Here is a 24261-nt window from a genome sequence, read left to right on the forward strand (position 1 = left end):
AATCTGCCATAAAGCAAAACCCCCGGCCTGGGCCGGGGGTTCTGGTATCACTCGTCGAGGAAGGAGCGCAGATGCTCGCTTCTCGTCGGGTGGCGCAGCTTGCGCAGCGCCTTGGCTTCAATCTGACGAATCCGCTCACGGGTCACGTCGAACTGCTTGCCAACCTCTTCGAGAGTGTGATCGGTATTCATGTCGATACCGAAACGCATGCGCAGTACCTTGGCTTCACGGGCAGTGAGGCCGGACAGCACTTCGCGAGTCGCTTCCTTGAGGCTCTCAACGGTTGCAACATCGATTGGCGACTGCATGGTCGAGTCTTCGATGAAGTCACCCAGATGGGAGTCTTCGTCATCACCGATCGGGGTTTCCATGGAGATCGGCTCTTTAGCGATCTTCAATACCTTGCGGATCTTGTCCTCAGGCATTTCCATGCGTTCGCCCAGCTCTTCCGGGGTCGGTTCGCGACCCATTTCCTGCAGCATCTGGCGGGAAATGCGGTTGAGCTTGTTGATCGTCTCGATCATGTGCACCGGAATACGGATGGTGCGGGCCTGGTCGGCGATCGAGCGAGTGATCGCCTGACGGATCCACCAGGTGGCATAAGTCGAGAATTTGTAGCCGCGACGGTATTCGAACTTGTCTACCGCTTTCATCAAGCCAATGTTGCCTTCCTGGATCAGATCGAGGAATTGCAGGCCACGGTTGGTGTACTTCTTGGCGATCGAGATCACCAGACGCAAGTTGGCTTCAACCATCTCTTTCTTCGCGCGGCGGGCCTTGGCCTCACCGATCGACATGCGACGGTTGATGTCCTTGATTTCAGCAATGGTCAAACCGGTTTCGGTTTCCAGCGCGGTCAGCTTCTGCTGGCAACGGATGATGTCCGGCTGCAGGCGGCCAATGGCATCGGCGTATTTGCCTTTGCCTTTGGCCAGGGCATCACTCCAGCTTTCGTCGACTTCGTTGCCCGGGAACTGGCGCAGGAAGTCTGCACGCGGCATGCGCGCATCACGAACGCAGAGCTGCATGATTGCACGCTCTTGCTGACGCAGGCGATCCAGGGCGCTGCGAACACGCTCGACCAGGGCTTCGAATTGCTTCGGCACCAGTTTGATCGGCATGAACAGATCGGCCAGGGCCAGCAACTCGGCAACCGCTGCCTTGTTGTGACGACCGTGCTTTTTCAGCGCCTTGCGGGTGATTTCCATCTGATCGGCCACGGCGCCAAAACGCTGGGCGGCGATGATCGGATCCGGACCGCTTTCGGCTTCTTCCTCGTCATCCGAGGCTTCACCGTCTTCGTCGTCGGAATCGTCATCCGCCTTGACGGTTTTCGCGTCAATCGGCGGCGGCACTTCTGCCGCAGGCGGCGCAATGCCGTCGTCCGGGTCGATATAACCGCTCAGGACGTCAGACAGGCGACCACCTTCGGTGGTGACGCGGGTGTACTCGGAGAGAATATGATCAACCGTGCCAGGGAAGTGCGCGATTGCGCTCATCACTTCACGGATGCCCTCTTCAATACGCTTGGCGATTTCGATTTCGCCTTCACGCGTGAGGAGCTCCACCGTACCCATTTCGCGCATGTACATGCGCACCGGGTCGGTAGTGCGACCAATGTCGGTCTCGACCGCAGCCAACGCTGCAGCGGCCTCTTCGGCTGCGGCTTCGTCGGTATCGGCGTCGGCCAGCATAAGGGAATCCTTATCTGGCGCAACCTCGAATACGTTGATCCCCATGTCATTGATCATGCGGATGATGTCTTCCACCTGTTCCGGATCTGAAATATCCTCCGGCAGGTGGTCGTTGACCTCCGCGTAAGTCAGGTAGCCCTGCTCACGACCAAGTGTGATCAACTCTTTGATACGAGACTGCTGTTGCGCTTTTCCGGACATAACACCCTATCCACTGAAGGTCTTGGCGGGCAAAAAACAAGCCGAGGATTATACCTGAGCTATGACCTCACGCGCCAGTTGAGGTCGGGTTTGATGCGGAAACATTGCGACTCAATAGGTCGCGCAGTTGATTTTTCTCTTCGCTGGTCAATTCGCTTTGACGCGCTTTTCTAAGAAGTTGTTCCAGGTTTCGCTCACGTTGGCGGGCTGACAAGCTAGTAATGGTGTCGAAAAACTGTTGTTCAAGGTTGTCTCCATCAATCAGCCATTCCTTTTCCGCCAGGGCTTTGAGCAGGCGGCCTTGTTCTGTGCCGTGCCAGCGCGCAATCAGCTGAATTGAGTTTAGCTTGGGATTCTTCTGCACGGCTTCGAGTAGCGCCACCAGCAATTGTGTGTTGGTGTGATCCTCGGCGGCGAAGTGCCCGGCATCCTCGACTTTTTCGGCCAGTTGCGGGTGATGCAACAGCGTGCGCAAGGCGGCGAGGGTCGGCGGTTCTACGGCGGCGGGCACCCGTGGCGCGCGGGGTTGATCGCGATCACCGCCCCGTTTGCCATTTTTGTCCCACGGTTTCTTGTCCCATTTCTTGCCTCCTGCACCGGGTTTCTTCGGCGTCCATTCCTGCTGCGGCACATACATTTCCTGTGCCTGCGGCTGATGATAGTCGCTGTAATCGGGCATTGCGTCGTAATCGATGCCCGGGTCGTAGGCCGGCGGTGCTTCTTGCGGGGCGCTTTGTGCCAGTTGGCTCACTGCTTCGCCGCTCAGGCCGGTGATTTCACTCAGGCGCTGACGCATCAAGGTACGCAGGTTGGCGCCCGGGACTTTGTCGATCAACGGCGCGGCGAGGGTAGCCATGTGGGCCTTGCCCTCAAGCGAGCGCGGGTCGGCTTCTTCTGTCAGTTGCTGGAAGAAGTAATCGGCCAAAGGCTGTGCGTGCTGGTTGATGCGTGCGCGGAAGGCATCGGTGCCTTCGGAGCGGACCAGGGTGTCCGGGTCTTCGCCCTCGGGCAGGAACAGAAAGCGTGCACGACGACCGTCCTGCAAGCTCGAAAGTGTCGCCTCCAGTGCCCGCCATGCAGCATTGCGACCGGCCTGATCGCCGTCGAAGCAGAACAGCACGCTGGGTACAACGCGAAACAGTCGCTTGAGGTGTTCCTCGCTGGTGGCGGTGCCCAGGGTCGCGACGGCGTTGCGCAGGCCTTGCTGGGCCAGGGCAATGACGTCCATGTAGCCCTCGACGACGATGATTTCGTCGAGATTGCGGTTGGTCTTGCGCGCTTCGTACAGGCCGTAGAGTTCCTGGCCTTTATGGAAGACCGGGGTTTCCGGGGAGTTCAGGTACTTCGGCTTGTCGTCGCCCAATACCCGGCCGCCAAAGGCGATGACGCGCCCGCGACTGTCGCGGATCGGGAACATTACGCGGTCACGGAAGCGGTCGTAACGTTTACCGCTTTCGGCGTTTTCGATCAGCAGGCCGGCATCGATCATGGCTTTTTGTTGCAGGGTATCGCTGCTCAAGTGCTTGAACAGGTTGTCCCAGCCAGGCGGAGCAAAGCCGAGGCCGAAGTCCCGGGCGATTTCGCCGGTCAGCCCGCGACCTTTCAGGTAATCCACGGCGGCCTTGCGCGATGGGTGGCTTTTCAGAGCCTGGCGATAAAAGTCGGCAGCGGCACTGAGTAGCGGATACAGCGGCGAATCGGTCGGCTGTCGCGGTTTGTGCGGCCGGCCGCTTTCTTCGCGGGGGATTTCCATGCCGGCGGCTTTGGCCAGTTCTTCGACGGCCTGGACGAAATCCAGGTTGTCGTGGTCCATGATGAAGCCGAGGGCGTTGCCGCCAGCGCCGCAGCCGAAGCAGTAATAGAACTGCTTGTCGGGGCTGACGCTGAACGACGGAGTCTTTTCTTTGTGGAACGGGCAGCAGGCGGTGTGATTCTTGCCAGCTTTTTTCAGTTGCAGGCGCGAGCTGACCACATCGACGATGTCGGTGCGGTTCAGAAGGTCGTCAATGAAGCTCTGGGGAATTAGCCCGGCCATGGCGTTCTCGTCATCTGCGCTGAGTGGAGCCCGAAACGAAGGGCAATCGAACGCGGGTCGTTGTGTGAGGCGCGCAAAATGTGCGGCTCGACCAGTGTTGTCTGCTTAATCATTGTCGGGAAGTGTATCTGCCGAAAATCCACTGACGTTAATCTTGTCAGAATCCGACCGTTTGAAAGTGTTGCGCTGAATCCGGCTGCGGCCTGTCAGGGGCCTCGGATAGCTCATCATTTGGCACGCATGCAGGTGCCTTGGGCTGATCGTCGTGAGAGGAATCAGTGGGTGTGCTCGTCAGTAGCCTTGAAAGGCTCGTCAGAAAAGACGTGCACCGCTGGCAAAAGAGCCAGGTCTGACGCGGTGAAGCAGATTTGTCTCGGTCGCGTCTGCGGCTTTGACAGTGAAGCATCAAGCGTTTTCCGCAAATGCCATAAGCCCGGCTGAGGGCCGGGCTTGGCAGAAGCTTGCTACGATCGTCTGTGTATTAGTACAGACGAACGGCGCGGCGCTGCTCGCGCTGAACTTTCTTGGCGTGACGCTTAACAGCGGCTGCTGCTTTGCGCTTACGCTCAGAAGTTGGCTTCTCGTAAAATTCGCGGCTACGAACTTCAGCCAGTACACCGGCTTTTTCGCAGGAGCGCTTGAAACGACGCAGAGCTACGTCGAAGGGTTCGTTCTCTTTTACTTTGACGGCTGGCATCCAGAGCTACCTTCATTCATTACCGGGGTCAACATCCTCGCGGCAAAAGAGCACTTGAAGACGTCGGTTTTTAAGGGTTGCGGATGTTAACCCCTCAACGCTCGGAATGCAAAGCCTCTGATCGAAAACCGCTGGTCGGGGCATCACGCGACGACTATTATGCGCGCCTTCGAATTCAGCCTAAACAAGGCGCAAACCCATGCTAGTACTGGGATTAGAAACCTCTTGCGACGAAACCGGTGTCGCACTTTACGACAGTGAGCGCGGCCTGCTGGCCGATGCGCTGTTCAGTCAGATCGACCTGCACCGCGCTTATGGCGGTGTGGTGCCGGAGCTGGCTTCGCGCGATCACGTCAAACGCATGCTGCCCTTGATTCGTCAGGTGTTGGCCGAGGCCGACTGCGTGCCGACCGAGATTGATGCGATCGCCTACACCGCGGGTCCCGGCCTGGTGGGCGCGTTGCTGGTAGGGGCTTCCTGTGCCCAGGCGCTGGCCTTTGCCTGGGGCATTCCGGCTCTCGGCGTGCATCACATGGAAGGCCACTTGCTGGCGCCGATGCTGGAGTCGCAACCGCCGGAATTTCCGTTCGTCGCTTTGTTGGTGTCGGGTGGCCATACGCAACTGGTTCAGGTCGACGGAATCGGTCAGTACACACTCCTGGGCGAGACCCTGGATGACGCTGCCGGCGAAGCCTTCGACAAGACGGCCAAGATGATGGGTCTCAATTATCCGGGTGGGCCGGAGATCGCTCGCCTTGCGGAGCAGGGTGTTGCAGGACGTTTCGTTTTCCCGCGTCCGATGTGCGACCGCCCGGGCGTTGATTTCAGCTTCAGTGGCCTGAAAACCTTTGCGTTGAATACCTGGCAGCAGTGCGTCAGCGCCGGGGACGACGGCGAACAAGCCCGTTGCGACATCGCGCTGGCGTTCCAGCAGGCCGTGGTGGAGACTTTGACCATCAAGTGCAAGCGTGCCCTGAAAGCCGCCGGCATGAAGCGCCTGGTGATCGCAGGGGGCGTCAGTGCCAATAAGGCGTTGCGCACTTCCCTGGAAAAAATGCTCGGCGACATGAAGGGCGATGTGTTCTATGCCCGTCCGCAATTCTGCACCGACAACGGCGCGATGATCGCCTTTGCCGGCTGTCAGCGCTTGCAGGCCGGTCAGCAGGAAAGTCTGGCGATCAGCGTGCAGGCGCGTTGGCCGATGGAGCAATTGTCGGCGTTGTGATGAGCGGCGCTCATGTCCGGCAACTAGAAATGCCGTTCGCGCCCGGCAAACAGGTCGCGTAGATTGCCGCGATGACGCCAGACGATCAGCCCGGTGAGCGTGCTCATCGGCAGCAGGGCCGCCGGTTCTTGCCAGGCCAGCAAAGGCAGGGTCAGCGGCGTGGCGATCAGGGCGGCCAGGGAGCTGGTGCGGGTCAGGTAGAACGTCAAGAGCCAGGCGCAGACCGCCAGAAGGGCTGCGGGCGGGTACAGCCCCAGCAACATGCCGGCAGCGGTGGCGACACCCTTGCCGCCGCGAAAGCGGAAGTACAACGGAAACAGGTGGCCGATGACGGCATAGACGCCGATCCAGGCCTGCTCCTGCTGCGAAAGGCCTGCAAGGCGCGCAATCAGTACCGGCAGCAGGCCTTTGCAAAGGTCGCCGAGCAGGGTCAGGATGGCGAGTTTCTTGCCGGCCAGGCGCAACATGTTGGTGGCACCGGCATTGCCCGAGCCACTCATTCGCGGATCGGGGTTACCGGTCAGGCGGCTGAGCAAAATGGCGAAGGACAGAGAGCCGAGCAGGTAGGCGAGGATCGCCAATAACCAAAACATGCTAACTATTCCGGGCGAGGAAGCCCTGATTCTAACGGCGCATTGCGCCCTTGTCGTGTAGCGGAGAGAAGTGCTTGGACAGAGTGTTTATCGAGGGCCTGGAAGTCGACACGGTGATTGGTGCCTACGACTGGGAGCGAGGCATCCGACAGTGCTTGCGTCTTGATCTGAGTTTCGCTTGGGATAATCGCCCGGCCGCGGCCGGTGATGACCTGACCCTGGCGCTCGACTACGCCAGTGTTTCCTCGCGCATCCAGGCATTTGCCGAGCAAGCGCAATTCCAACTGGTCGAGACCTTTGCCGAGCGTCTGGTTGAAGTGTTGATGAGCGAATTCAAGATCACCTGGATGCGCCTGAAACTGACCAAACCCGGCGCCATCCCGGCTGCCACTGGCGGTGTGGGCGTGGAGATCGAGCGCGGATGTCGCTGACTCAGGTATACCTCGGGCTCGGTAGCAATATCGAGCGTGAAACCCATTTGCGGGCGGGGCTCGATGCGTTAGCGGCGTTCCTTGTCGATATCCGTTGTTCGGCGGTGTTCGAAAGCCAGCCGGTGGGTATCAAGAGCGGGCCGTTCTTCAATTTCGTGGTGTCGGCGTATACCGATCTGCCTCTCATGGAGCTGGATCGCCGGTTGAAATTCATTGAGGCCGATAACGGCCGATATGCACCGGATCGCCGAGGTTTGCCGCTGGATATCGACGTATTGTTGTTCGGTGATCTGACGGGCAACTTCGATGGCTTGATCTTGCCGCGGGCAGAAATCCTGAAAAATGCTTTTGTTCTGTGGCCGTTGTCGTTGATAGCGCCGGATCGCGTGCACCCGGGCGTAGGCAAAAGTTTCGCCACGTTGTGGGCCGAATCGCAGATCGATCAGGTGCTGGCGCCGGTGGCTTTCGAATGGCGCGGTGAGCAACTGACGCCTACTAATTTGTTGTGACAGTGATGACGCCTTCGCGGGCAAGCCGGCTCCTACAGGGATTGCATCGCACCTGTAGGAGCGGGCTTGCCCGCGAAGCTTTTCAGGACAACGCCGCTTTGTAAGCCTTCAGCGCCTTTAGCCGCTCGCGCTTGATCGCCTCCCCCAGCTCCGGTCCCTTGAAGCCTTTCTCCAGCAGCGGCTGAACTGCCACGCTGCGAGCAGCGGTTGCCGCGCCGCGCAAATAATCCGCTTGTGGATAACTTTTTTCTTCCAGCCCTTTGCGCCCACGCGCATCCATCTCGCATGCCGCGATGAACTCCTCGAACCGCTGTGGCCGGCGGTAAACGTCGAAGCTTTGCAGCAATTCCAGCAATGTCGATGGCTTCAGCTCAAGGGCGCGATGCCCGTGGGTGTGATACTCGCCCACCAGCAGGGCCAGTTCCTGGCAGTCTCTGGGCACCTTGAAGCGTTCATTGACCGCCTTGATCAACTTCAGCCCCTTGAACTCGTGGGCAATGTGTTGCGGCCATTGCTCCTCTGGCGTCAGGCCCTTGCCCAAGTCGTGCAGCAGACAGGCCCAGCGCACGGTCAGTGGCTGTTTGTGTATGGCGGCTTGCTGCAAAACGCTCAGGGTATGTGCGCCTGTATCGATTTCCGGGTGGTGGGTTGCTGGTTGCGGGACGCCAAACAGCGCGTCGACCTCTGGCATCAGTACCTTGAGGGCGTCGCATGCGCGCAAAACTTCAACAAACACCTGTGGCTGATCTTCCATCAGGGCGCGGGATATTTCCTTCCAGCTGCGCTCCGGGGTCAGCGCCTCAAGCTCGCCTGACACGCTGAGTTGGCGCATCAGTTCCAGGGTTTCCGGGGCGACGGTAAAGCCCAGCGCTGCATAACGCGCCGCAAAGCGGGCAACACGCAGGACCCGGAGCGGGTCTTCGGCAAATGCCGGGGAAACATGGCGAAGCAGGCGCGCGTCGAGATCGCGCTGGCCGTGGTAGGGGTCGGTCAGGTTCTGCTGATCGTCTTCGGCCATGGCGTTAATGGTCAGGTCGCGACGGATCAAGTCTTCTTCGAGGGTGACTTCAGGGCTGGCGTGAAAAGTGAACCCGCCGTAGCCGCGTCCGCTTTTGCGCTCGGTGCGGGCGAGGGCGTATTCCTCGCCGCTTTTGGGATGAAGAAACACCGGGAAATCCGCACCTACCGGACGGAAACCCTTGGCGAGCATTTCTTCGGTAGTGGCGCCGACCACGACCCAGTCGATATCGGTGACGGGTTTGCCCAGCAAGCGATCGCGTACCGCGCCACCGACTTTATAGATCCGCATAAAAAACCTCCGTTAGCTCGACAGGATAACCGTTACGTCGGGCTTTCGGAGGCCGAAACAGTATCAAAGATGAATGACAGCCAGGTCCAGGCGGCCGTAATCGCCTTCGCTGTGCTCGCCTCTGGGTGGAACATGATGGGTTTTCATCACCTGGTCTCCTTGCAGGGTCTCCAGGTGAATGTCGAAGCCCCACAGGCGGTGCAGATGCTTGAGCACTTCCTCGGTGGACTCTCCCAGCGGTTTGCGGTCGTGTTGCTGGTGACGCAGGGTCAGGGAGCGATCACCGCGCCGGTCGATGCTGTAGATCTGCACGTTGGGTTCGCGATTGCCCAGGTTGTACTGTGCCGCGAGGGTTTCACGGATGATGCGGTAGCCGCCTTCGTCGTGAATGGCGGGCACCAGCAGGTCGTCCTTCTGGTCGTCATCGAGAATGCTGAACAGCTTCAGATCGCGGATCACCTTGGGTGACAGGTACTGCAGGATGAAGCTCTCATCCTTGAAGCTGCTCATGGCGAACTTGATGGTCGACAGCCAGTCGGAGCCGGCTATTTCCGGGAACCAGCGGCGATCCTCTTCCGTAGGGTGTTCGCACATGCGACGGATGTCGCGGTACATGGCAAAGCCCAGGGCGTAGGGATTGATACCGCTGTAGTAGGGGCTATCGAAGCCTGGCTGGAACACCACGCTGGTGTGGGACGTCAGGAACTCCATCATGAAGCCGTCGGTGACCAGGCCCTCGTCGTACAGGTCGTTCATCAGGGTGTAGTGCCAGAACGTGGCCCAACCTTCGTTCATCACCTGGGTTTGACGCTGTGGATAAAAATACTGGGCGATCTTGCGCACGATGCGCACGATTTCCCGCTGCCATGGCTCCAGCAGCGGCGCATGTTTTTCGATGAAGTACAGGATGTTTTCCTGAGGTTCGGCGGGGAAGCGTGCGTTGTCCTTTTCGCTGAACTTGTCCGCGCCCTTGGGAATGGTTCGCCACAGATCGTTGATCTGTTTCTGTAAATGCTCTTCCCGGTCCTTTTGCCGGCGACGCTCTTCTTCCGCGGAGATCGGATACGGGCGTTTGTAGCGGTCGACACCATAGTTCATCAGCGCATGGCAGGAGTCGAGCAAGTCCTCGACCGCGTCGATACCGTGGCGCTCTTCGCATTGCATGATGTACTGCTTGGCAAACACCAGGTAATCGATGATCGAACTGGCGTCGGTCCAGGTGCGGAACAAGTAATTGCCTTTGAAAAAGCTGTTGTGCCCGTAGCAGGCATGGGCCACCACCAGCGCCTGCATGCAGATGGTGTTTTCTTCCATCAGGTAGGCGATGCATGGGTCGGAGTTGATCACGATCTCGTACGCCAGCCCCATCTGGCCGCGAGTGTAGGACTTTTCAGTGCTGAGGAAATGTTTGCCGTAGGACCAGTGGTGATAACCCAGCGGCATACCGACGGAGGCATAGGCGTCCATCATCTGCTCGGCGGTGATTACTTCGATCTGGTTAGGGTACGTATCGAGGGCGTAGCCGGCCGCAATACGACTGATTTCGCGGTCATACGCCTGGATCAGCTCGAACGTCCATTCGGAGCCGGTGGAAATGGGTTGGCGCTTCTGCTCTTTGGCGGTCATGTCACTAACCTGCGCTGGAAGAGTTCACGGAAGACCGGATAGATATCACCGGCCGAGACCAGTTGTTGCTGGGCAAACGTGTCGGAAAAGGCTTCGGCGATGCGCTCGTATTCGAACCACAGGGCCTGGTGTTCGCGAGGGGTGATCTCAACGTAAGTGTAGTACTGCACGAATGGCATGATCTGGTTGATCAGGATGTCACGGCAGATCGGAGAGTCGTCGTTCCAGTTGTCGCCGTCGGAGGCCTGGGCGGCGTAGATGTTCCACTCGTTGCTCGGATAACGCTCGGCCATGATCTCCTGCATCAGTTTCAAGGCGCTGGAGACGATGGTGCCGCCGGTTTCCCGGGAGTAGAAAAACTCCTCTTCATCCACTTCACGGGCACTGGTGTGATGGCGGATGAACACGACGTCGATCTTTTCATAGTTACGCTTGAGGAACAGGTACAGCAGGATAAAGAAGCGCTTGGCGATGTCCTTGGTCGCCTGGGTCATCGAGCCGGACACGTCCATCAGGCAGAACATCACGGCCTTGGAACTGGGGTTCGGTTGCTTGATGAGCAGGTTGTACTTGAGGTCGAATGTGTCGAGAAACGGTATGCGGTGAATACGTGCGCTGAGTTTTTCGATTTCAGCTTCTATTTCCTGAATATCGCCGAAGTTGTCCGGTTCTTCCTGCTTGAGTCGCAGAAGTTCTTCCTTGGCTTCGCGCAGTTTTGCCCGGCTGCTGCCGGACAGGGCGATTCGCCGGGCATGGGCTGAGCGCAGGGTGCGGATGATGTTGATCCGCGACGGGTTGCCCTCGTTGCTGATCCCGGCACGTACGGTCTTGAAGGTATCGGTGCCGGTCAGGTTGCGCTTGACCAGGTTTGGCAGTTCGAGATCCTCGAACATGAACTCGAGGAACTCTTCCTGGGTGATCTGGAAGACGAATTCGTCCATCCCTTCACCGGAATTGCCCGCCTTGCCAGGGCCTCGACCACCACCGCCTCCCGGTGGGCGGGCGATATGTTCGCCGCTGGTGAACTCTTTGTTGCCCGGGTGCACGATCGTCTGCTTGCCACCGCGACCGTGGTGAAGTACCGGTTCGTCGATGTCGCGGCCGGGAATGCTGATTTGTTCGCCGTGTTCCATATCGGTAATGGAGCGCCGGCTGACCGCCTCTTCGACAGCCTTTTTAATGTGATCACGGTAGCGCCGCAGAAACCGCTGGCGGTTCACCGTGCTCTTGTTCTTGCCATTGAGACGTCGGTCGATCACATAGCTCATGACTGCTCCTTAGAAGCTGTCCTGAAAGGGGCGAGCGGTTATGCAGCATCGGACCGGTGCCAAGGGATGTTCACGCTCCCCCAAGCGCTTTTGGATGCTGCCTGTACCTCGCTACCGACTTTCGAACACCTTCCAGAGGTCTGTGTAACAGAAAACGCGTACACAGGCCTCTGGCTGACGACAACCGGTCTGACCGGCAGCGGGTTACTGTGATTTTCTGACCCGCAGGTACCACTCGGACAGTAGGCGTACCTGTTTGTCGGTGTAGCCGCGCTCGACCATCCGTGTGACGAAGTCGTTGTGCTTCTGCTGGTCTTCTTTGCTGGCCTTGGCATTGAAGCTGATGACCGGCAGCAGGTCCTCGGTGTTGGAGAACATTTTTTTCTCGATGACCACCCGCAGTTTTTCGTAGCTGAGCCAGGTCGGGTTCTTGCCGTTGTTGTTGGCTCGGGCGCGCAGTACGAAGTTGACGATTTCGTTGCGGAAATCCTTCGGATTGCTGATGCCGGCCGGTTTTTCGATTTTCTCCAGTTCTTCGTTCAAGGCTACGCGGTTGAGGATTTCGCCGGTTTCCGGGTCGCGGTATTCCTGGTCCTGGATCCAGAAGTCGGCGTACAGCACATAGCGATCGAAGATGTTCTGGCCGTACTCGCTGTAGGACTCGAGGTAGGCAGTCTGGATCTCCTTGCCGATGAATTCGATATAGCGCGGTGCCAGGTACTCCTTGAGGAAGCGCAGGTAGCGCTCACGGGTTTCCGCCTGGAACTGTTCCTGTTCGATCTGTTGTTCTAGCACGTAGAGCAGATGCACCGGGTTGGCGGCGATTTCGTGCGGATCGAAGTTGAAGACCTTCGACAGGATCTTGAACGCGAACCGGGTCGATAGACCGTTCATGCCTTCGTCGACACCGGCATTGTCGCGGTATTCCTGGATCGACTTGGCTTTCGGATCGGTGTCCTTGAGGTTCTCGCCGTCATACACGCGCATCTTCGAGTAGATGTTGGAGTTTTCCGGCTCCTTGAGGCGCGAGAGCACGGTGAACTGGGCCAGCATCTTCAGGGTGTCCGGCGCGCAATGCGCTTTGGCCAGCGAACTGTTGAACAGCAGCTTGTCGTAGATCTTCACTTCGTCGCTGACCCGCAGGCAGTACGGCACTTTGACGATGTAGATCCGGTCGATGAAGGCTTCGTTGTTCTTGTTGTTGCGGAAGGTGTGCCACTCCGATTCGTTGGAGTGGGCCAGCAGGATCCCGGTGAACGGAATCGCGCCGAGGCCTTCGGTACTGTTGTAGTTGCCTTCCTGGGTGGCGGTCAGCAATGGGTGCAGCACCTTGATCGGCGCCTTGAACATTTCGACGAATTCCATCAGGCCCTGGTTGGACCGGCACAGTGCGCCCGAATAGCTGTAGGCGTCGGCGTCGTTTTGCGGGAATTCTTCCAGTTTGCGGATATCGACCTTGCCCACCAGCGCCGAGATGTCCTGGTTGTTTTCGTCACCAGGTTCGGTCTTGGCCACGGCAATCTGGTTGAGGATCGACGGGTAGAGTTTCACCACGCGGAACTGACTGATGTCGCCACCGAATTCGGCCAGGCGCTTGGTCGCCCATGGCGACATGATGGTGTTGAGGTAGCGCCGTGGAATGCCAAAGTCTTCCTCGAGGATCGCTCCATCTTCAGTGGAGTTGAACAGACCCAGGGGCGACTCGAAAACCGGCGAGCCCTTGATCGCATAGAAGGGGACTTTTTCCATCAGTTGCTTGAGCTTTTCGGCCAGGGACGATTTACCGCCACCGACAGGGCCGAGCAGGTACAGGATCTGCTTCTTCTCTTCCAGGCCCTGAGCGGCGTGGCGGAAATACGACACGATCTGGTCGATGCATTCTTCCATCCCGTGGAAGTCTTCAAAGGCCGGATAGCGGCGGATGACCTTGTTGGAGAAGATGCGTGACAGTCTCGAGTTGGTCGAGGTGTCGAGCAGCTCCGGTTCGCCAATGGCCAGCAATAGACGCTCGGCGGCGGAGGCATAGGCGCTGCGGTCTTGTTTGCACAGCTCAAGATACTCTTGCAGAGAGAGTTCTTCCTGGCGTGTGGACTCGAAGCGTTGTTGGAAGTGGCTAAAGATACTCATGACGTCACCTCGCTCGATACGTGGAGCCGACGCCGGATCACTCAGTCGATGCTGGCAGCAACCGAACAGGCGATTGCTGTTTACCCCCCAGAACTCTCCCGGAGCTGACGACTCCGAAAGCTACTCCCGATGACCCGTGCGCCGGTGTACCGGCTCTCCCCTGTTTTGGATGGCCTGGGCTTAAGGATAGTTGGGAATTCGGGAGGTAAAGGCGAGATACGTAATTAGTTGTGGCAGACCGTTCGTCTGCCACCGCGCTAGCCCGCGGAAGTCGGGGCCTGCAACGTTACAAAAAAATTATTCCGAGGTGCCTTGCGCCGTTTCCGCAGGATAGGTCGTACGCCACAACTCGAATCCGCCATCCATGCTGTAGACGTCGGAGAAGCCTTGGCTGATCAGGTAGGCAGCCGCGCCCTGGCTGGAATTGCCGTGGTAGCAGACCACCACGGTCGGTGCGTCGAGGTCGGCACCCTGGATGAAAGCGTGCAGGGAATGATTGTCCAGGTGCTTCGAGCCTGCGATGTGCAGGGCGGCAAAAGTGGCCGGGTCGCGGACGTCGACCACTACTGCGCCTTGTTCGCGCAGGGCCTGAGCCTGTTCGGGGGGGATACGTTTGAATTCGCTCATGGCGGGCTCCTGTGGCTCGGCAGAATGGGCAGTCTAGCGCGGGGCGCTGGCTGGCGGTGATTGGGGAATGGATGAGGCGACTGGCGGCACGGCATGACCGTGTTCGTCGCATTTGCAGGACAGGCGCTCAAAGCTGTCGACGTTCATCAGGGTCAGGGCGCCGCCCCAGACGCAACCGGTGTCGAGGGCCGAGATGCCCGGCTCGTCGCATTTGCCTTCCAGTGCTGCCCAGTGACCGAAAAGGATTTTCAGATCCTTGGTCTTGCGTTCCTTGTGCTGGAACCACGGCTTGTAGCCGGGTGGCGCGGTATCGAGGCCATCCTTGCTCTTGAGGTCGAGTTTGCCTTCGGCGGTGCAAAAACGCATGCGGGTGAAATAGTTGGTGATCACCCGCAGGCGCGTGACGCCTTTGAGGTCGTTATCCCATTTCGCCGGATCGTTGCCGTACATGCCATCGAGGTAGGGCGGCAACAGGTTGTCGTCACGCAAGGCGGTCTCGACTTCGGCGGCACATTTCAAGGCTTTGCGCAGCGACCACTGGGGTGGAATGCCGGCATGGACCAGTGCAACGTTGCGCTGTTCGTCGTAGTGCATGAGCTTTTGCTGGCGCAGCCATTCGAGCAGCTCGGCGCTATCCGGCGCTTCAATGATCTCGCGCAGGGTATCGGCCTTTTTCAGGCGTTCGATGTTGCGTCCGGCCGCCAGCAGGTGCAGGTCATGGTTGCCGAGTACGCACACCAGCGATTCGCGGATGCTATAGAGGAAGCGCAGGGTTTCCAGAGATTGCGGGCCGCGGTTGACCAGGTCGCCCACCAGCCACAAGCGATCCCGTTGTGGGTCGAACGCCACTTGTTTGAGCAGGCATTGCAGGGCTTGAAGGCAGCCTTGCAGGTCACCGACCGCGTACGTTGCCATCAGTGCAGGGCTCCGGGCACCGCCAGGCGGAAGGGCGCGATGATGGCATCGAAATGTTTGCCATCGTCGGAAAGCATCTGATAGGTGCCTTGCATAGTGCCGACCTTGGTGCTCATGACCGTGCCACTGCTGTAGGTGTGGCTCTTGCCGGGGTCGATCAACGGCTGCTGGCCTACCACGCCTGCGCCGCGCACTTCTTCGACATGCCCGTCGCCATCGGTGATGACCCAGTGCCGTGAAAGCAGTTTGGCCGGTATCAGGCCATTGTTTTGCACGGTGATAGTGTAGGCGAAGGCAAAGCGGTCGTGCTCGGGTTGCGATTGTTCTGCCAGATAGCGGGTGACGACGCTGACGTCGACCTGATAACGAGGATCGGACATGCAAGGGGCCTTAAGAACGAAGCGGGACGCGGGGCGTAGCTGATGGAGTTCAGTCTAGGCCAAGTATCGGGTAGTAGACCAGAGTGGCGTCCTACCCGATAGCGCTCATCGCCTGTCAGTCAGCGGCAGGCTTTGGTGGCGCCTGCTCACTGAGCTTGTCGGCCAGGCGTACGAAGGCGGCCAGGTCGAGTTGCTCGGGACGCAGGCTGCCATCGACGCCGGCGGCTTCGATTTCGGCGTTGCTCAGCAGCAGCTTGAGGGTGTTGCGCAGGGTTTTGCGGCGCTGGTTGAACGCTTCGCGAACGACGCGCTCCAGCAGGCGGTGATCCTTGGCCGGGTGCGGCAGTACCGCGTGAGGCACCAGGCGCACGATGGCCGAGTCGACTTTCGGCGGCGGGTTGAACGCGCCCGGGCCGACGTTGAACAGGTGCTCGACCCTGCAGTGGTACTGAACCATGATCGACAGGCGGCCCCAGTCACCACCACCCGGGCCGGCAGCCAGGCGCTCGACCACTTCCTTTTGCAGCATGAAATGCATGTCGCGGATCAGGTGCGAGTTGTGCAAGAGGTGAAAAATCAGTGGCGTGGAGATGTTGTACGGCAGGTTGCCGACCACTCGAAGGCTGCCTGGCGCGGCATTCAGGCTATTGAAGTCGAACTTCAGTGCATCGCCCTGATGCAGGTTGAAGTTGCTCTTGCCGGCAAACTGCTGGTTGAGGATCGGGATCAGGTCCTTGTCCAGTTCCACCACGTCGAGTTGCGCGCCGCTGCTGAGCAGGCCTTGGGTCAGTGCGCCCTGGCCCGGGCCGATTTCCAGCAGACGGTCTTCTGCCTTGGCATGAATGGAGCGCAGGATGCGGTCGATAACGCCGGCATCGTGCAGGAAGTTCTGGCCAAAGCGTTTGCGCGCCTTGTGTTGGTAGTGCTCGGTCATAAACGGGTCTCGGCCATCTGGTAGGCGGTTTCCAGGGCGACTTGCAGGCTGCCGGTGTCAATCTTGCCGCTGCCGGCCAGATCCAGGGCTGTGCCGTGGTCGACCGAAGTGCGGATGATCGGCAAGCCGAGGGTCACGTTGACTGCCGCGCCGAAGCCTTTGTACTTCAGCACCGGCAGGCCCTGGTCGTGGTACATCGCCAGCACCGCATCGCAGTGCTCCAGATATTTGGGGGTAAACAGAGTGTCGGCGGGCAGGGGACCTCGAAGGTCCATGCCCTCGCCGCGCAAGCGCTCTAATGTGGGTTCGATGATATCGATTTCTTCATGGCCCAGGTGTCCGCCTTCGCCGGCGTGGGGGTTGAGCCCGCAGACCAGGATGCGTGGCCGGGCGATGCCGAATTTGTTTTGCAGGTCGGCGTGCAGGATTCGCGTGACGCGTTCCAGACGCTCCGGCGTGATTGCATCGGCAATCTCGCGAAGGGGCAGGTGAGTGGTCACCAGGGCTACGCGCAAACCGCGTGTGGCCAGCATCATCACCACTTGGGCGGTGTGGGTCAGGTCGGCGAGGAATTCCGTGTGCCCGGAGAAGGCGATACCGGATTCGTTGATCACGCCTTTGTGCACCGGCGCGGTGATCATGCCGGCAAAATCCCCGCTCAGGCAGCCCTGGCCAGCCCGGGTCAGGGTTTCCAGAACGAAGGCGGCGTTGGCCTTGTCCAGTTGCCCGGCGGCGACCTTGGCATTGAGCGGTGTATCCCAGACATACAGGCTGTTGGCTGGCGCGGGTGCATCCGGCCAGTTGTCCGGCGTGACCGGCAGTAAATCGACAGCCACGCCCAGTTGCGCGGCCCGCTCAATGAGCAGGTCGCGGCTGGTAATGGCAATCAGGGGGTGGGGCTGGGCTTGCGAGGCGAGCAGCAGGCACAGGTCGGGACCTATGCCGGCTGGTTCACCGGGTGTCAGCGCGAAACGTTGCGGTTTCACTGGGCTGCCTGGTCGGCGCCAGGGAGTTTGATTTCCACGTACGCTTCGTCACGGATCTGACGCAGCCAGGTTTGCAGCTCTTCGTCGTATTTGCGGTTACGTAAAACGGTCATTGCTTGCTGCTCGCGAGCCTGTGAGGTGCTGTCGGTGGCGCGACGACCAAGAACTTCCAGGACGTGCCAGCCGTATTGCGTCTGGAACGGCCTGGACAGTTGACCTTGCGGGGTCTTGGCCATCACTGCGCGGAACTCGGGCACCAGCGCGTTCGGGTCGATCCAGTTCAGGTCGCCGCCGTTGAGGGCAGAACCCGGGTCTTCCGAGTAGCTTTTCGCCAGCTCGCCGAAGTCTTCGCCAGCCTCGATACGGCTGTAGAGCGACTCGGCCAGGGCCTTGGTTTTCGCTTCGTCGCGGATCGGGCTTGGTTTGACCAGGATGTGGCGCACATGCACTTCATCGCGCATCTGGGTTTCGCCGCCACGCTTGTCGAGGATCTTCAGAATGATGAAGCCGCCCGGTGTACGCATTGGCTGGGTGACATCACCCACCGGCATGGTGCTCAGCAGGCGGTCGAACGGCGGCGGCAACTGAGCGGCTTTACGCCAGCCCATGTCGCCACCTTCCAGGGCTGTTTCGCTGGCGGACTTGGCGATTGCCAACTGACCGAAGTCAGCGCCTTGCTTGAGCTGCTGGTAAATCGCATCGGCCTGTTTGGCTGCATTCTGAATCGCGTCGGAGTTGGCGCTTTCCGGCGTAGGAATCAGGATGTTGGCCAGGTGGAACTCTTCGGACAGCTGCATTTTGCCCAGGTCGGACGCCAGGAAGTTCTTCACTTCCTGCTCGGAGACCTGAATGCGCTCGGCAACCCGGCGCTGGCGCACACGGCTGATGACCATTTCGCGGCGAATCTGCTCACGTGCGTCGTCGTAGGACAGGCCGTCGCGAGTCAGGGCGGCGCGGAACTGCTCGACCGACATGTTGTTGCGTTGGGCAATGGTGCCGACCGCCTGGTTCAACTCTTCATCGGTAATGCGGATGCCGGAGCGATCGCCGATCTGCAATTGCAGGTTTTCGACGATCAGGCGCTCAAGTACCTGTTGCTCCAGCACGCTGGCCGGCGGCACGGCAGAACCACGCTTGGCAATGGTTTGCTGAACTTCACGAACGCGATGGTCCAGTTGGCTCTGCATGACCACGTCGTTGTCGACGATGGCCACTACCTTATCGATGGACTGTACGGCGGCACTGGCCGCCGTACTCAGCAACAGCGCGCCCAGCATCAGCGGGCGCAGACAATCAGAAAGCTTGGTCTTCACGTTCACGATAACCTTGAATGCCTTTGTCGAGGAAGCTCTCTGCCTTGGCGCCGGTGAGGCCGCCGAGTCCCTTCAGAACAATTTGGAGGAAGACGCCATGGTCGCCTTTTTCGTTTTGCGGTGCTTGCTGGCTGAACTCGTCGTAAGCAACGAAGTAACGGTTGATCAGGCGCAGTTTCCAGCAGCAGCTGTCATACTCGAAACCACCGAAGGCTTCCAGGGTACGGCTGCGGTTGTAGTCATACTGCCAGCGGCTGATAGCGCTCCATTGCGGCACGATCGGCCAGATGACCGAGAAGTCGTGCTGTTTGATCTTGTAGTAATCCTTCACGAAGTTTGCATCGCCCGGGGTGCCGTAGTCACCGCCGAACTGCCATTGACCGGTGTTCTGGTTGTAGATCACCTGGTCGTTACGATAGCGATAGCCAACGTTGACGACCTTGTTCGGGTTGTCTTCAGGCTGGTAGTGGAACATCGCGCTGCCCGAACGAGGGCTGCGGCTGTCCGGGTCCCAGTTGTAGTCGGCGGTGGTACGCCAGTCGCGGTTCCAGCGATATTCGTATTCCAGTGCGTACGGCGAAACGTTGGCTTGGGCATCGGCGCGGAGTTTTGGATCGACACCCGGCAACTGTACTTCGCGGTCCTTGAAGTACATGGCCTGGCCGACGCTGATGCGTTGACGCTCGAAGCCGTTGTCTTCGATCCAGCGGCTGGTCACGCCCAGGGACAGTTTGTTTTCGTCACCGACACGGTCGGAGCCTGAGAAGCGGTTGTCACGAAACAGCGACGCATAGTTGAAGGTGTATTCGCTGGTATCGAATACCGGGATGTCTACCTGGTCGACCTCAGGCACGTACAGGTAGAACAGGCGTGGCTCGAGGGTCTGGCGGTAGTTCTTGCCGAAATACTGGGTATTGCGATCGAAGTACAGGCCACTGTCGATGCTGGCAATCGGCACGCCGCGATTCTGGTTACTGTCGAACTGACCATTGAAATTTTCAGTCCCGGTTGCAGCTGCGTTTTGATTCTGCTGCACGATTTGACTTTTACCAGTACTGTCCAGATCCAATTGGTACTGGGTGTACTGGTACTTGAGCTTCGGTGTCAGGAAGCCGTACGTCGTGTTCATCGGCAGGCTGATGGCGGGCGCGAGATTCAGACGGTCGCCATTGGCGCGAGCCAGACCTTGAACGTTGTTATCAAGACGGGGAGAACCGACGCCGTCTTCGTCAAAGTATGTCCCGTTCTGCAGATCCCGGTCAAAGCGTACGAGCTCGGTGTTGTACGTGAAGTCCAGGCCTTCCGGATGGTAAGGCAGCATACCGTCTAGGGTGAGCTGCGGCAGGCGGTCGTACGGCGTAATGTTCGATACGGTTGCCAGTTGGAAGGCTTGGGCGTTCACGCGAGCGGAATAGCTGTCGCCGCGATAGGTAACGGAACCCTGCTGGTTCACGTAGTCGTTGCTTTTCACACCAATCTGGTCGGTCTGCAGATCCTGGAAGTAATACGGATCGCTGATCTTGGTGTAGTCGACTTGCGTGAGCACTCGCGAGTCGAGACCACCCTTGTGCTGCCAGTTGTACATATAGCGGGTTTTTTCGGCGTCGGACTGCTTGTCGCGCTCGTCGCTTTCGTCGTTGAGGTACGCCCCACCGAACTGGCCTTCGCTGGACTTGGTCAGGTAGCGGAATTCGCCTTCCATCAACAAGCCGTGCTTTTCCATGTAGCGCGGGTACAACGTGGCATCGTAGTTCGGCGCCAGGTTGAAGTAGTACGGGGTAACCAGCATGAAGCCGGTATCGCTGCCCGTGCCGATGCTCGGCGGCAGGAAGCCGGACTGGCGACGGTCGTCGATCGGGAAATAGATGTACGGCGTGTACAGGACCGGAATGTCCTTGACCCGCAGCGTCACGTTGGTCGCCGTACCGAAACCGGTGGCAGGGTTCAGGGTGATGTTGTTGCCCTTGAGCTGCCAGGCGTTGCTGTTCGGTTCGCACGTGGTGTACGTACCATCCTTGAGGCGGATGATCGCGTTCTCGGCACGCTTGGCGTACAGCGCATTACCGCGGATGCGCGATTTGTGCATCACGTATTCGGCGTTGTCGACCTTGGCTTCACCGGTGTCGAGCTGTACGTCGGCATGATCGCCGACGATCAGGGCACCATTGTCGCGGATGCGCACGTTGCCGTTCAGGTCGCCACGGCTCTCGGCCTGGTACAGGTTGGCTTCGTCGGCTTCGACCTGCATGCTGCCCTGACGCATGACAACGTCACCGGCCAGGGTCGCAACCTGCTCATCCTGCTTATAGCGGGAGGCTTTTGCGCCGATAAAGGTAGGCGCGTCACTTTTATCCGTCTTGTCATTCATGCCAGGACGAATTGGTTCGATATAGGAACCAGAGCAATAAGGACCGGTCTCGGCCAATTGTGCGGCGGTGAGTTGCTCGCGGGGAACCCAGTCGAGGTGGCTGTAGTCTGCGCTACGCGACTTCAGGCCACGACCTTCGGATTCGGTGACCAACACCGGCTTGGCGCCGGTGTCTTCGCTGGAACCGCTCTCGGCCGGGGCTTCGCCGGTAGCGGAGACTGCGCTGCCCTCATGGACGGGGCGCGGTGGCAATGCAGCCGCCGGCGTCTTTGGCGCGCAGTCCCAGGAACCCGAAGCAGAGACTGAGCAGTCAAACTGTTCCGCGGCGACCACGTAGGAAGTGGCAAGGGGTTGCAGCGCCAGCAAACTGCCGGTAACCAACAACGGAAATTTTTTACGAAACGCGGGGGATTTCAATGCCATCTTATTAGTCCGGGCTTCCTGCGTGCCATCTGCCCGCGGTGTGGGCCGCACGCCTCTCGATGGTCTGAAAAAGATGCTGGATAATAAAGCATGACCCGCTTGACGGCTAGCGCCGTCGGAGACCCTTGCAATGCCTGATCAAGATGTACGCTTGCAACACCTGAAAGTTTGGCTCGATGAGCAATTGACAACCCTTTTTGCCGAGCAGGGTTGGGGCTCCGTCCCCCCGGCCACGTTGACTGCGGCCAGTAGCGACGCGAGTTTCCGTCGGTATTTCCGCTGGGAAGGCGATGGCAAAAGTTTCATCGTGATGGACGCGCCGCCCCCCCAGGAAAACTGCAAACCCTTCGTGGATATCGCCTTTTTACTGGCGAAATCCGGAATAAACGTGCCGAAAATTTATGCTGAAGACCTTGAGCGTGGTTTTCTTTTGCTTAATGACCTGGGCAACAAGACCTATCTGGACGTCATCGACAGCGAAAACGCCGACGATTTGTTCGAAGATGCCCTGCAAGCGTTGCTGGCTTTCCAGCAGTTGCCGATGGTTGCGCCGCTGCCGAGCTATGACGTGGCGTTACTGCGTCGCGAACTGGAACTGTTCCCCGAGTGGTATGTGAAGCGCGAATTGGGCATCGAGTTCGACGCGGCGCAGCAAGTACTCTGGCAACAGGTCAGCGAATTGTTGATCGACAGCGCCCTGGCACAACCCAAAGTCCTGGTGCATCGCGACTACATGCCGCGCAACCTGATGCTCAGCGAGCCCAATCCCGGTGTGCTGGACTTCCAGGATGCGGTGTATGGCCCGGTGACCTACGACGTGACCTGCCTGTTCAAGGACGCCTTCCTCAGCTGGCCCGAGGAGCGTGTGCATGGCTGGCTCGAAAGCTACTGGCAGCGGGCGGGCGCCCTCGGTATTCCGGTCCAGCCTGAGTTCGAGGACTTTCTGCGTGCCAGTGACTTGATGGGCGTGCAACGTCACCTGAAAGTCATCGGTATTTTTGCGCGTATCTGCCATCGCGACGGCAAACCGCGTTATCTGGGCGATGTGCCGCGTTTCTTTGCCTATATAGATGCCGTGATCGCTCGCCGTCCTGAACTGGCCGAGCTGGATGTGCTATTGGCCAGTCTGCGTGCCGGAGTGACAGCATGAAGGCAATGATTCTGGCCGCGGGCAAAGGCGAGCGCATGCGCCCGCTGACCCTGACCACGCCCAAACCGCTGGTTCGTGCCGGCGGGGTGCCGCTGATCGAGTATCACCTGCGCGCGCTGGCCGCCGCCGGGTTTACCGACATCGTGATCAATCACGCCTGGCTCGGTCAGCAGATCGAAGACTTTCTGGGCGATGGATCGCGCTATGGCGTGAGCATCCGGTACTCGGCGGAAGGTGAACCCCTGGAAACCGGCGGCGGGATCTTCCGCGCGCTGCCGTTGTTGGGGGATGAAGCGTTCGTCGTGGTCAACGGTGATATCTGGACCGATTACGACTTCAGCGTGCTGCATCAACCCATCAACGGCCTGGCGCACCTGGTGCTGGCCAGTAACCCGCCCCATCATCCGGCCGGGGACTTCTGTCTGGTCGAATCCCTGGTGCGCGATGGCCAGCCGGAGGCCGCCACCCTGACCTACAGCGGCATCGCCGTGTTGCATCCGCAGCTGTTCGACGGTTGCACCGCGGGTGCCTTCAAGCTCGCGCCGCTGTTGCGCAAAGCCATGGCTGACGGTCAAGTGACTGGCGAGCAACTGAAAGGGCACTGGGTCGATGTCGGTACTCACGAGCGTCTGGCCGAAGTTGAATCATTGATAGAAGCGAGCCGCTGACATGCTGTGGCCAGGGACTCTGATTGGAGCCGGAGCAGGCTATGCCATAGCCAGCATTCCGGGGGCCTTGCTCGGTGCGTTGTTGGGGCAGGCGCTGGACCGGCGCTTGCACCTGCAGAGCTGGGGGCACTTGCGGGAAAAGCTGGGCGGTCGCCCGGTGTTGCGTAACGATGAATTGCTGTTTGTCCTGTTGGGGCGCCTGGCCAAGTGCGACGGCCAGGTGACGGCCGGGCACATCGATCAGGCCCGAGCGGAAATGCGCGCGCTGGACATGTCCGAGCCAGCCCAGCGTCGTGCGATTGCCGCGTTCAATCGCGGCAAGTCGGGCCGCGACCGGCTACGCGGTTATCTGCGTCGCCTGAGTGCCCAGCCCCATGCGGCGGAAGGTGTGTTGCGCGCCTGCTGGCGAATGGTGTGGGCCGATGGTCGTGCAGGTAGCAGTGAGCGTGAATTGATCGGCCAATGGGGCCAGTGGCTGGGCTGGACGCCCCATCAGGTGCGGGCGCTGGCTCACGACTATGAGCCGCAGAAGCGGCCATTGGCCAACAGCGTGCCAAGTTATCAGGATGCGTTAAGGCTTTTGGGGGTGTCGGCCACCACTGACCCCGCGCAGATCAAGCGTGCTTACCGGCGCCTGCTCAGTCGCCATCATCCGGACAAGATTGCCGGCAGTGGCGCGACGGTGACGCAGGTTCGTGAGGCTACCGAGCGAACGCGTGAACTGCACAACGCCTATACGCTGATTCGGGAGCGGCGGGATTTTCGCTAGCCCTGGCTGAGGC

At 59.5% G+C, this 24261-nt stretch carries 21 protein-coding genes; 6 read left to right on the plus strand and 15 right to left on the minus strand.

The annotated features are described in order from the left end of the window. Positions 1–47 precede the first annotated feature (47 nt). The 3 genes from rpoD to rpsU all read right to left on the minus strand — a co-directional run bounded on the left by rpoD (position 48) and on the right by rpsU (position 4627). Positions 48–1895, minus strand: a complete 1848-nt coding sequence (gene rpoD, locus PMI31_RS08085; RefSeq protein ID WP_008017401.1) for an RNA polymerase sigma factor RpoD — start codon at positions 1893–1895, stop codon at positions 48–50. A gap of 67 nt (positions 1896–1962) precedes the next feature. After that, entirely contained in the window at positions 1963–3930 is a 1968-nt protein-coding gene (dnaG, locus tag PMI31_RS08090) for a DNA primase (RefSeq protein ID WP_008017402.1), read from the minus strand. 481 nt (positions 3931–4411) lie between these two features. Beyond that, a complete protein-coding gene (gene rpsU / locus PMI31_RS29835) occupies positions 4412–4627 on the minus strand; it encodes a 30S ribosomal protein S21 (protein ID WP_002551877.1) in 216 nt (71 codons plus the stop codon). 199 nt (positions 4628–4826) lie between these two features. On the opposite strand from rpsU, the gene tsaD reads away from it, so the two are divergent. Then, positions 4827–5852 (plus strand): tRNA (adenosine(37)-N6)-threonylcarbamoyltransferase complex transferase subunit TsaD, encoded by a 1026-nt coding sequence (tsaD, locus tag PMI31_RS08100; protein WP_008017404.1) that lies wholly within the window; start codon positions 4827–4829, stop codon positions 5850–5852. Between the two features lie 23 nt (positions 5853–5875). Here tsaD and plsY read toward each other — a convergent pair whose 3' ends face one another. After that, positions 5876–6445: a glycerol-3-phosphate 1-O-acyltransferase PlsY gene (gene plsY / locus PMI31_RS08105; RefSeq protein ID WP_007993197.1), complete on the minus strand. Its 570-nt coding sequence runs from the start codon at positions 6443–6445 to the stop codon at positions 5876–5878. Between the two features lie 74 nt (positions 6446–6519). Between plsY and folB the strand changes: the two genes are divergently transcribed. Further along, positions 6520–6876 (plus strand): dihydroneopterin aldolase, encoded by a 357-nt coding sequence (gene folB / locus PMI31_RS08110; RefSeq protein ID WP_008017405.1) that lies wholly within the window; start codon positions 6520–6522, stop codon positions 6874–6876. Beyond that, entirely contained in the window at positions 6867–7385 is a 519-nt protein-coding gene (folK, locus tag PMI31_RS08115) for a 2-amino-4-hydroxy-6-hydroxymethyldihydropteridine diphosphokinase (RefSeq protein WP_008017407.1), read from the plus strand. Before folB ends, folK begins: the two co-directional genes overlap by 10 nt. 82 nt (positions 7386–7467) lie before the next feature. On the opposite strand, the gene PMI31_RS08120 is transcribed toward folK, so the two are convergent. The 11 genes from PMI31_RS08120 to PMI31_RS08170 form a co-directional block, all read right to left on the minus strand. Further along, a complete protein-coding gene (locus tag PMI31_RS08120; RefSeq protein ID WP_008017409.1) occupies positions 7468–8694 on the minus strand; it encodes a multifunctional CCA addition/repair protein in 1227 nt (408 codons plus the stop codon). Between the two features lie 63 nt (positions 8695–8757). After that, positions 8758–10320, minus strand: coding sequence for a SpoVR family protein (locus PMI31_RS08125; protein WP_008017411.1), 1563 nt, complete (start codon positions 10318–10320; stop codon positions 8758–8760). Next, entirely contained in the window at positions 10317–11588 is a 1272-nt protein-coding gene (locus tag PMI31_RS08130; protein WP_008017412.1) for a YeaH/YhbH family protein, read from the minus strand. The genes PMI31_RS08125 and PMI31_RS08130 overlap by 4 nt, the downstream gene beginning before the upstream one ends. A 204-nt stretch (positions 11589–11792) precedes the next feature. After that, positions 11793–13715 (minus strand): PrkA family serine protein kinase, encoded by a 1923-nt coding sequence (locus PMI31_RS08135; protein ID WP_008017413.1) that lies wholly within the window; start codon positions 13713–13715, stop codon positions 11793–11795. Between the two features lie 297 nt (positions 13716–14012). Then, positions 14013–14342 (minus strand): thiosulfate sulfurtransferase GlpE, encoded by a 330-nt coding sequence (glpE, locus tag PMI31_RS08140; protein WP_007982657.1) that lies wholly within the window; start codon positions 14340–14342, stop codon positions 14013–14015. A 33-nt stretch (positions 14343–14375) separates the two neighbouring features. After that, a complete protein-coding gene (locus tag PMI31_RS08145) occupies positions 14376–15257 on the minus strand; it encodes a symmetrical bis(5'-nucleosyl)-tetraphosphatase (RefSeq protein ID WP_008017414.1) in 882 nt (293 codons plus the stop codon). Beyond that, positions 15257–15637, minus strand: coding sequence for a Co2+/Mg2+ efflux protein ApaG (gene apaG, locus PMI31_RS08150; protein WP_008017415.1), 381 nt, complete (start codon positions 15635–15637; stop codon positions 15257–15259). The genes PMI31_RS08145 and apaG overlap by 1 nt, the downstream gene beginning before the upstream one ends. A 115-nt stretch (positions 15638–15752) precedes the next feature. Further along, positions 15753–16571, minus strand: a complete 819-nt coding sequence (gene rsmA / locus PMI31_RS08155; protein WP_008017416.1) for a 16S rRNA (adenine(1518)-N(6)/adenine(1519)-N(6))-dimethyltransferase RsmA — start codon at positions 16569–16571, stop codon at positions 15753–15755. Next, on the minus strand, positions 16568–17557 hold the full coding sequence (pdxA, locus tag PMI31_RS08160) for a 4-hydroxythreonine-4-phosphate dehydrogenase PdxA (protein WP_008017417.1): 990 nt from the start codon (positions 17555–17557) through the stop codon (positions 16568–16570). Before pdxA ends, rsmA begins: the two co-directional genes overlap by 4 nt. Beyond that, on the minus strand, positions 17554–18870 hold the full coding sequence (gene surA / locus PMI31_RS08165) for a peptidylprolyl isomerase SurA (RefSeq protein ID WP_043302280.1): 1317 nt from the start codon (positions 18868–18870) through the stop codon (positions 17554–17556). The genes pdxA and surA overlap by 4 nt, the downstream gene beginning before the upstream one ends. Continuing rightward, the gene (locus PMI31_RS08170) at positions 18851–21661 is read right to left on the minus strand and encodes an LPS-assembly protein LptD (protein ID WP_008017419.1); all 2811 of its coding nucleotides are present in this window, start codon (positions 21659–21661) and stop codon (positions 18851–18853) included. Before PMI31_RS08170 ends, surA begins: the two co-directional genes overlap by 20 nt. 130 nt (positions 21662–21791) lie before the next feature. Between PMI31_RS08170 and PMI31_RS08175 the strand changes: the two genes are divergently transcribed. The 3 genes from PMI31_RS08175 to PMI31_RS08185 are packed head-to-tail and all read left to right on the plus strand — an operon-like array spanning position 21792 to position 24248. Further along, on the plus strand, positions 21792–22811 hold the full coding sequence (locus PMI31_RS08175) for an aminoglycoside phosphotransferase family protein (RefSeq protein ID WP_008017420.1): 1020 nt from the start codon (positions 21792–21794) through the stop codon (positions 22809–22811). Continuing rightward, positions 22808–23479, plus strand: coding sequence for an N-acetylmuramate alpha-1-phosphate uridylyltransferase MurU (murU, locus tag PMI31_RS08180; protein WP_008017421.1), 672 nt, complete (start codon positions 22808–22810; stop codon positions 23477–23479). Before PMI31_RS08175 ends, murU begins: the two co-directional genes overlap by 4 nt. A gap of 1 nt (position 23480) precedes the next feature. Then, positions 23481–24248, plus strand: coding sequence for a TerB family tellurite resistance protein (locus PMI31_RS08185; RefSeq protein WP_008017422.1), 768 nt, complete (start codon positions 23481–23483; stop codon positions 24246–24248). Positions 24249–24261: the final 13 nt, after the last annotated feature.

The sequence above is a fragment of the Pseudomonas sp. GM55 genome, from assembly GCF_000282395.1.
In the GTDB taxonomy this organism is placed as follows: domain Bacteria; phylum Pseudomonadota; class Gammaproteobacteria; order Pseudomonadales; family Pseudomonadaceae; genus Aquipseudomonas; species Aquipseudomonas fluorescens_CC.

Coding starts and splice junctions, on each gene's coding strand:
- apaG (WP_008017415.1), bottom strand. CDS start 15,637: ATGTCCGATCCTCGTTATCAGGTCGACGTCAGCGTCGTCACCCGCTAT.
- rpoD (WP_008017401.1), bottom strand. CDS start 1,895: ATGTCCGGAAAAGCGCAACAGCAGTCTCGTATCAAAGAGTTGATCACA.
- PMI31_RS08185 (WP_008017422.1), top strand. CDS start 23,481: ATGCTGTGGCCAGGGACTCTGATTGGAGCCGGAGCAGGCTATGCCATA.
- murU (WP_008017421.1), top strand. CDS start 22,808: ATGAAGGCAATGATTCTGGCCGCGGGCAAAGGCGAGCGCATGCGCCCG.
- PMI31_RS08175 (WP_008017420.1), top strand. CDS start 21,792: ATGCCTGATCAAGATGTACGCTTGCAACACCTGAAAGTTTGGCTCGAT.
- plsY (WP_007993197.1), bottom strand. CDS start 6,445: ATGTTTTGGTTATTGGCGATCCTCGCCTACCTGCTCGGCTCTCTGTCC.
- tsaD (WP_008017404.1), top strand. CDS start 4,827: ATGCTAGTACTGGGATTAGAAACCTCTTGCGACGAAACCGGTGTCGCA.
- PMI31_RS08145 (WP_008017414.1), bottom strand. CDS start 15,257: ATGGCAACGTACGCGGTCGGTGACCTGCAAGGCTGCCTTCAAGCCCTG.
- dnaG (WP_008017402.1), bottom strand. CDS start 3,930: ATGGCCGGGCTAATTCCCCAGAGCTTCATTGACGACCTTCTGAACCGC.
- rpsU (WP_002551877.1), bottom strand. CDS start 4,627: ATGCCAGCCGTCAAAGTAAAAGAGAACGAACCCTTCGACGTAGCTCTG.
- PMI31_RS08120 (WP_008017409.1), bottom strand. CDS start 8,694: ATGCGGATCTATAAAGTCGGTGGCGCGGTACGCGATCGCTTGCTGGGC.
- glpE (WP_007982657.1), bottom strand. CDS start 14,342: ATGAGCGAATTCAAACGTATCCCCCCCGAACAGGCTCAGGCCCTGCGC.
- folK (WP_008017407.1), top strand. CDS start 6,867: ATGTCGCTGACTCAGGTATACCTCGGGCTCGGTAGCAATATCGAGCGT.
- rsmA (WP_008017416.1), bottom strand. CDS start 16,571: ATGACCGAGCACTACCAACACAAGGCGCGCAAACGCTTTGGCCAGAAC.
- PMI31_RS08170 (WP_008017419.1), bottom strand. CDS start 21,661: ATGGCATTGAAATCCCCCGCGTTTCGTAAAAAATTTCCGTTGTTGGTT.
- PMI31_RS08125 (WP_008017411.1), bottom strand. CDS start 10,320: ATGACCGCCAAAGAGCAGAAGCGCCAACCCATTTCCACCGGCTCCGAA.
- PMI31_RS08130 (WP_008017412.1), bottom strand. CDS start 11,588: ATGAGCTATGTGATCGACCGACGTCTCAATGGCAAGAACAAGAGCACG.
- PMI31_RS08135 (WP_008017413.1), bottom strand. CDS start 13,715: ATGAGTATCTTTAGCCACTTCCAACAACGCTTCGAGTCCACACGCCAG.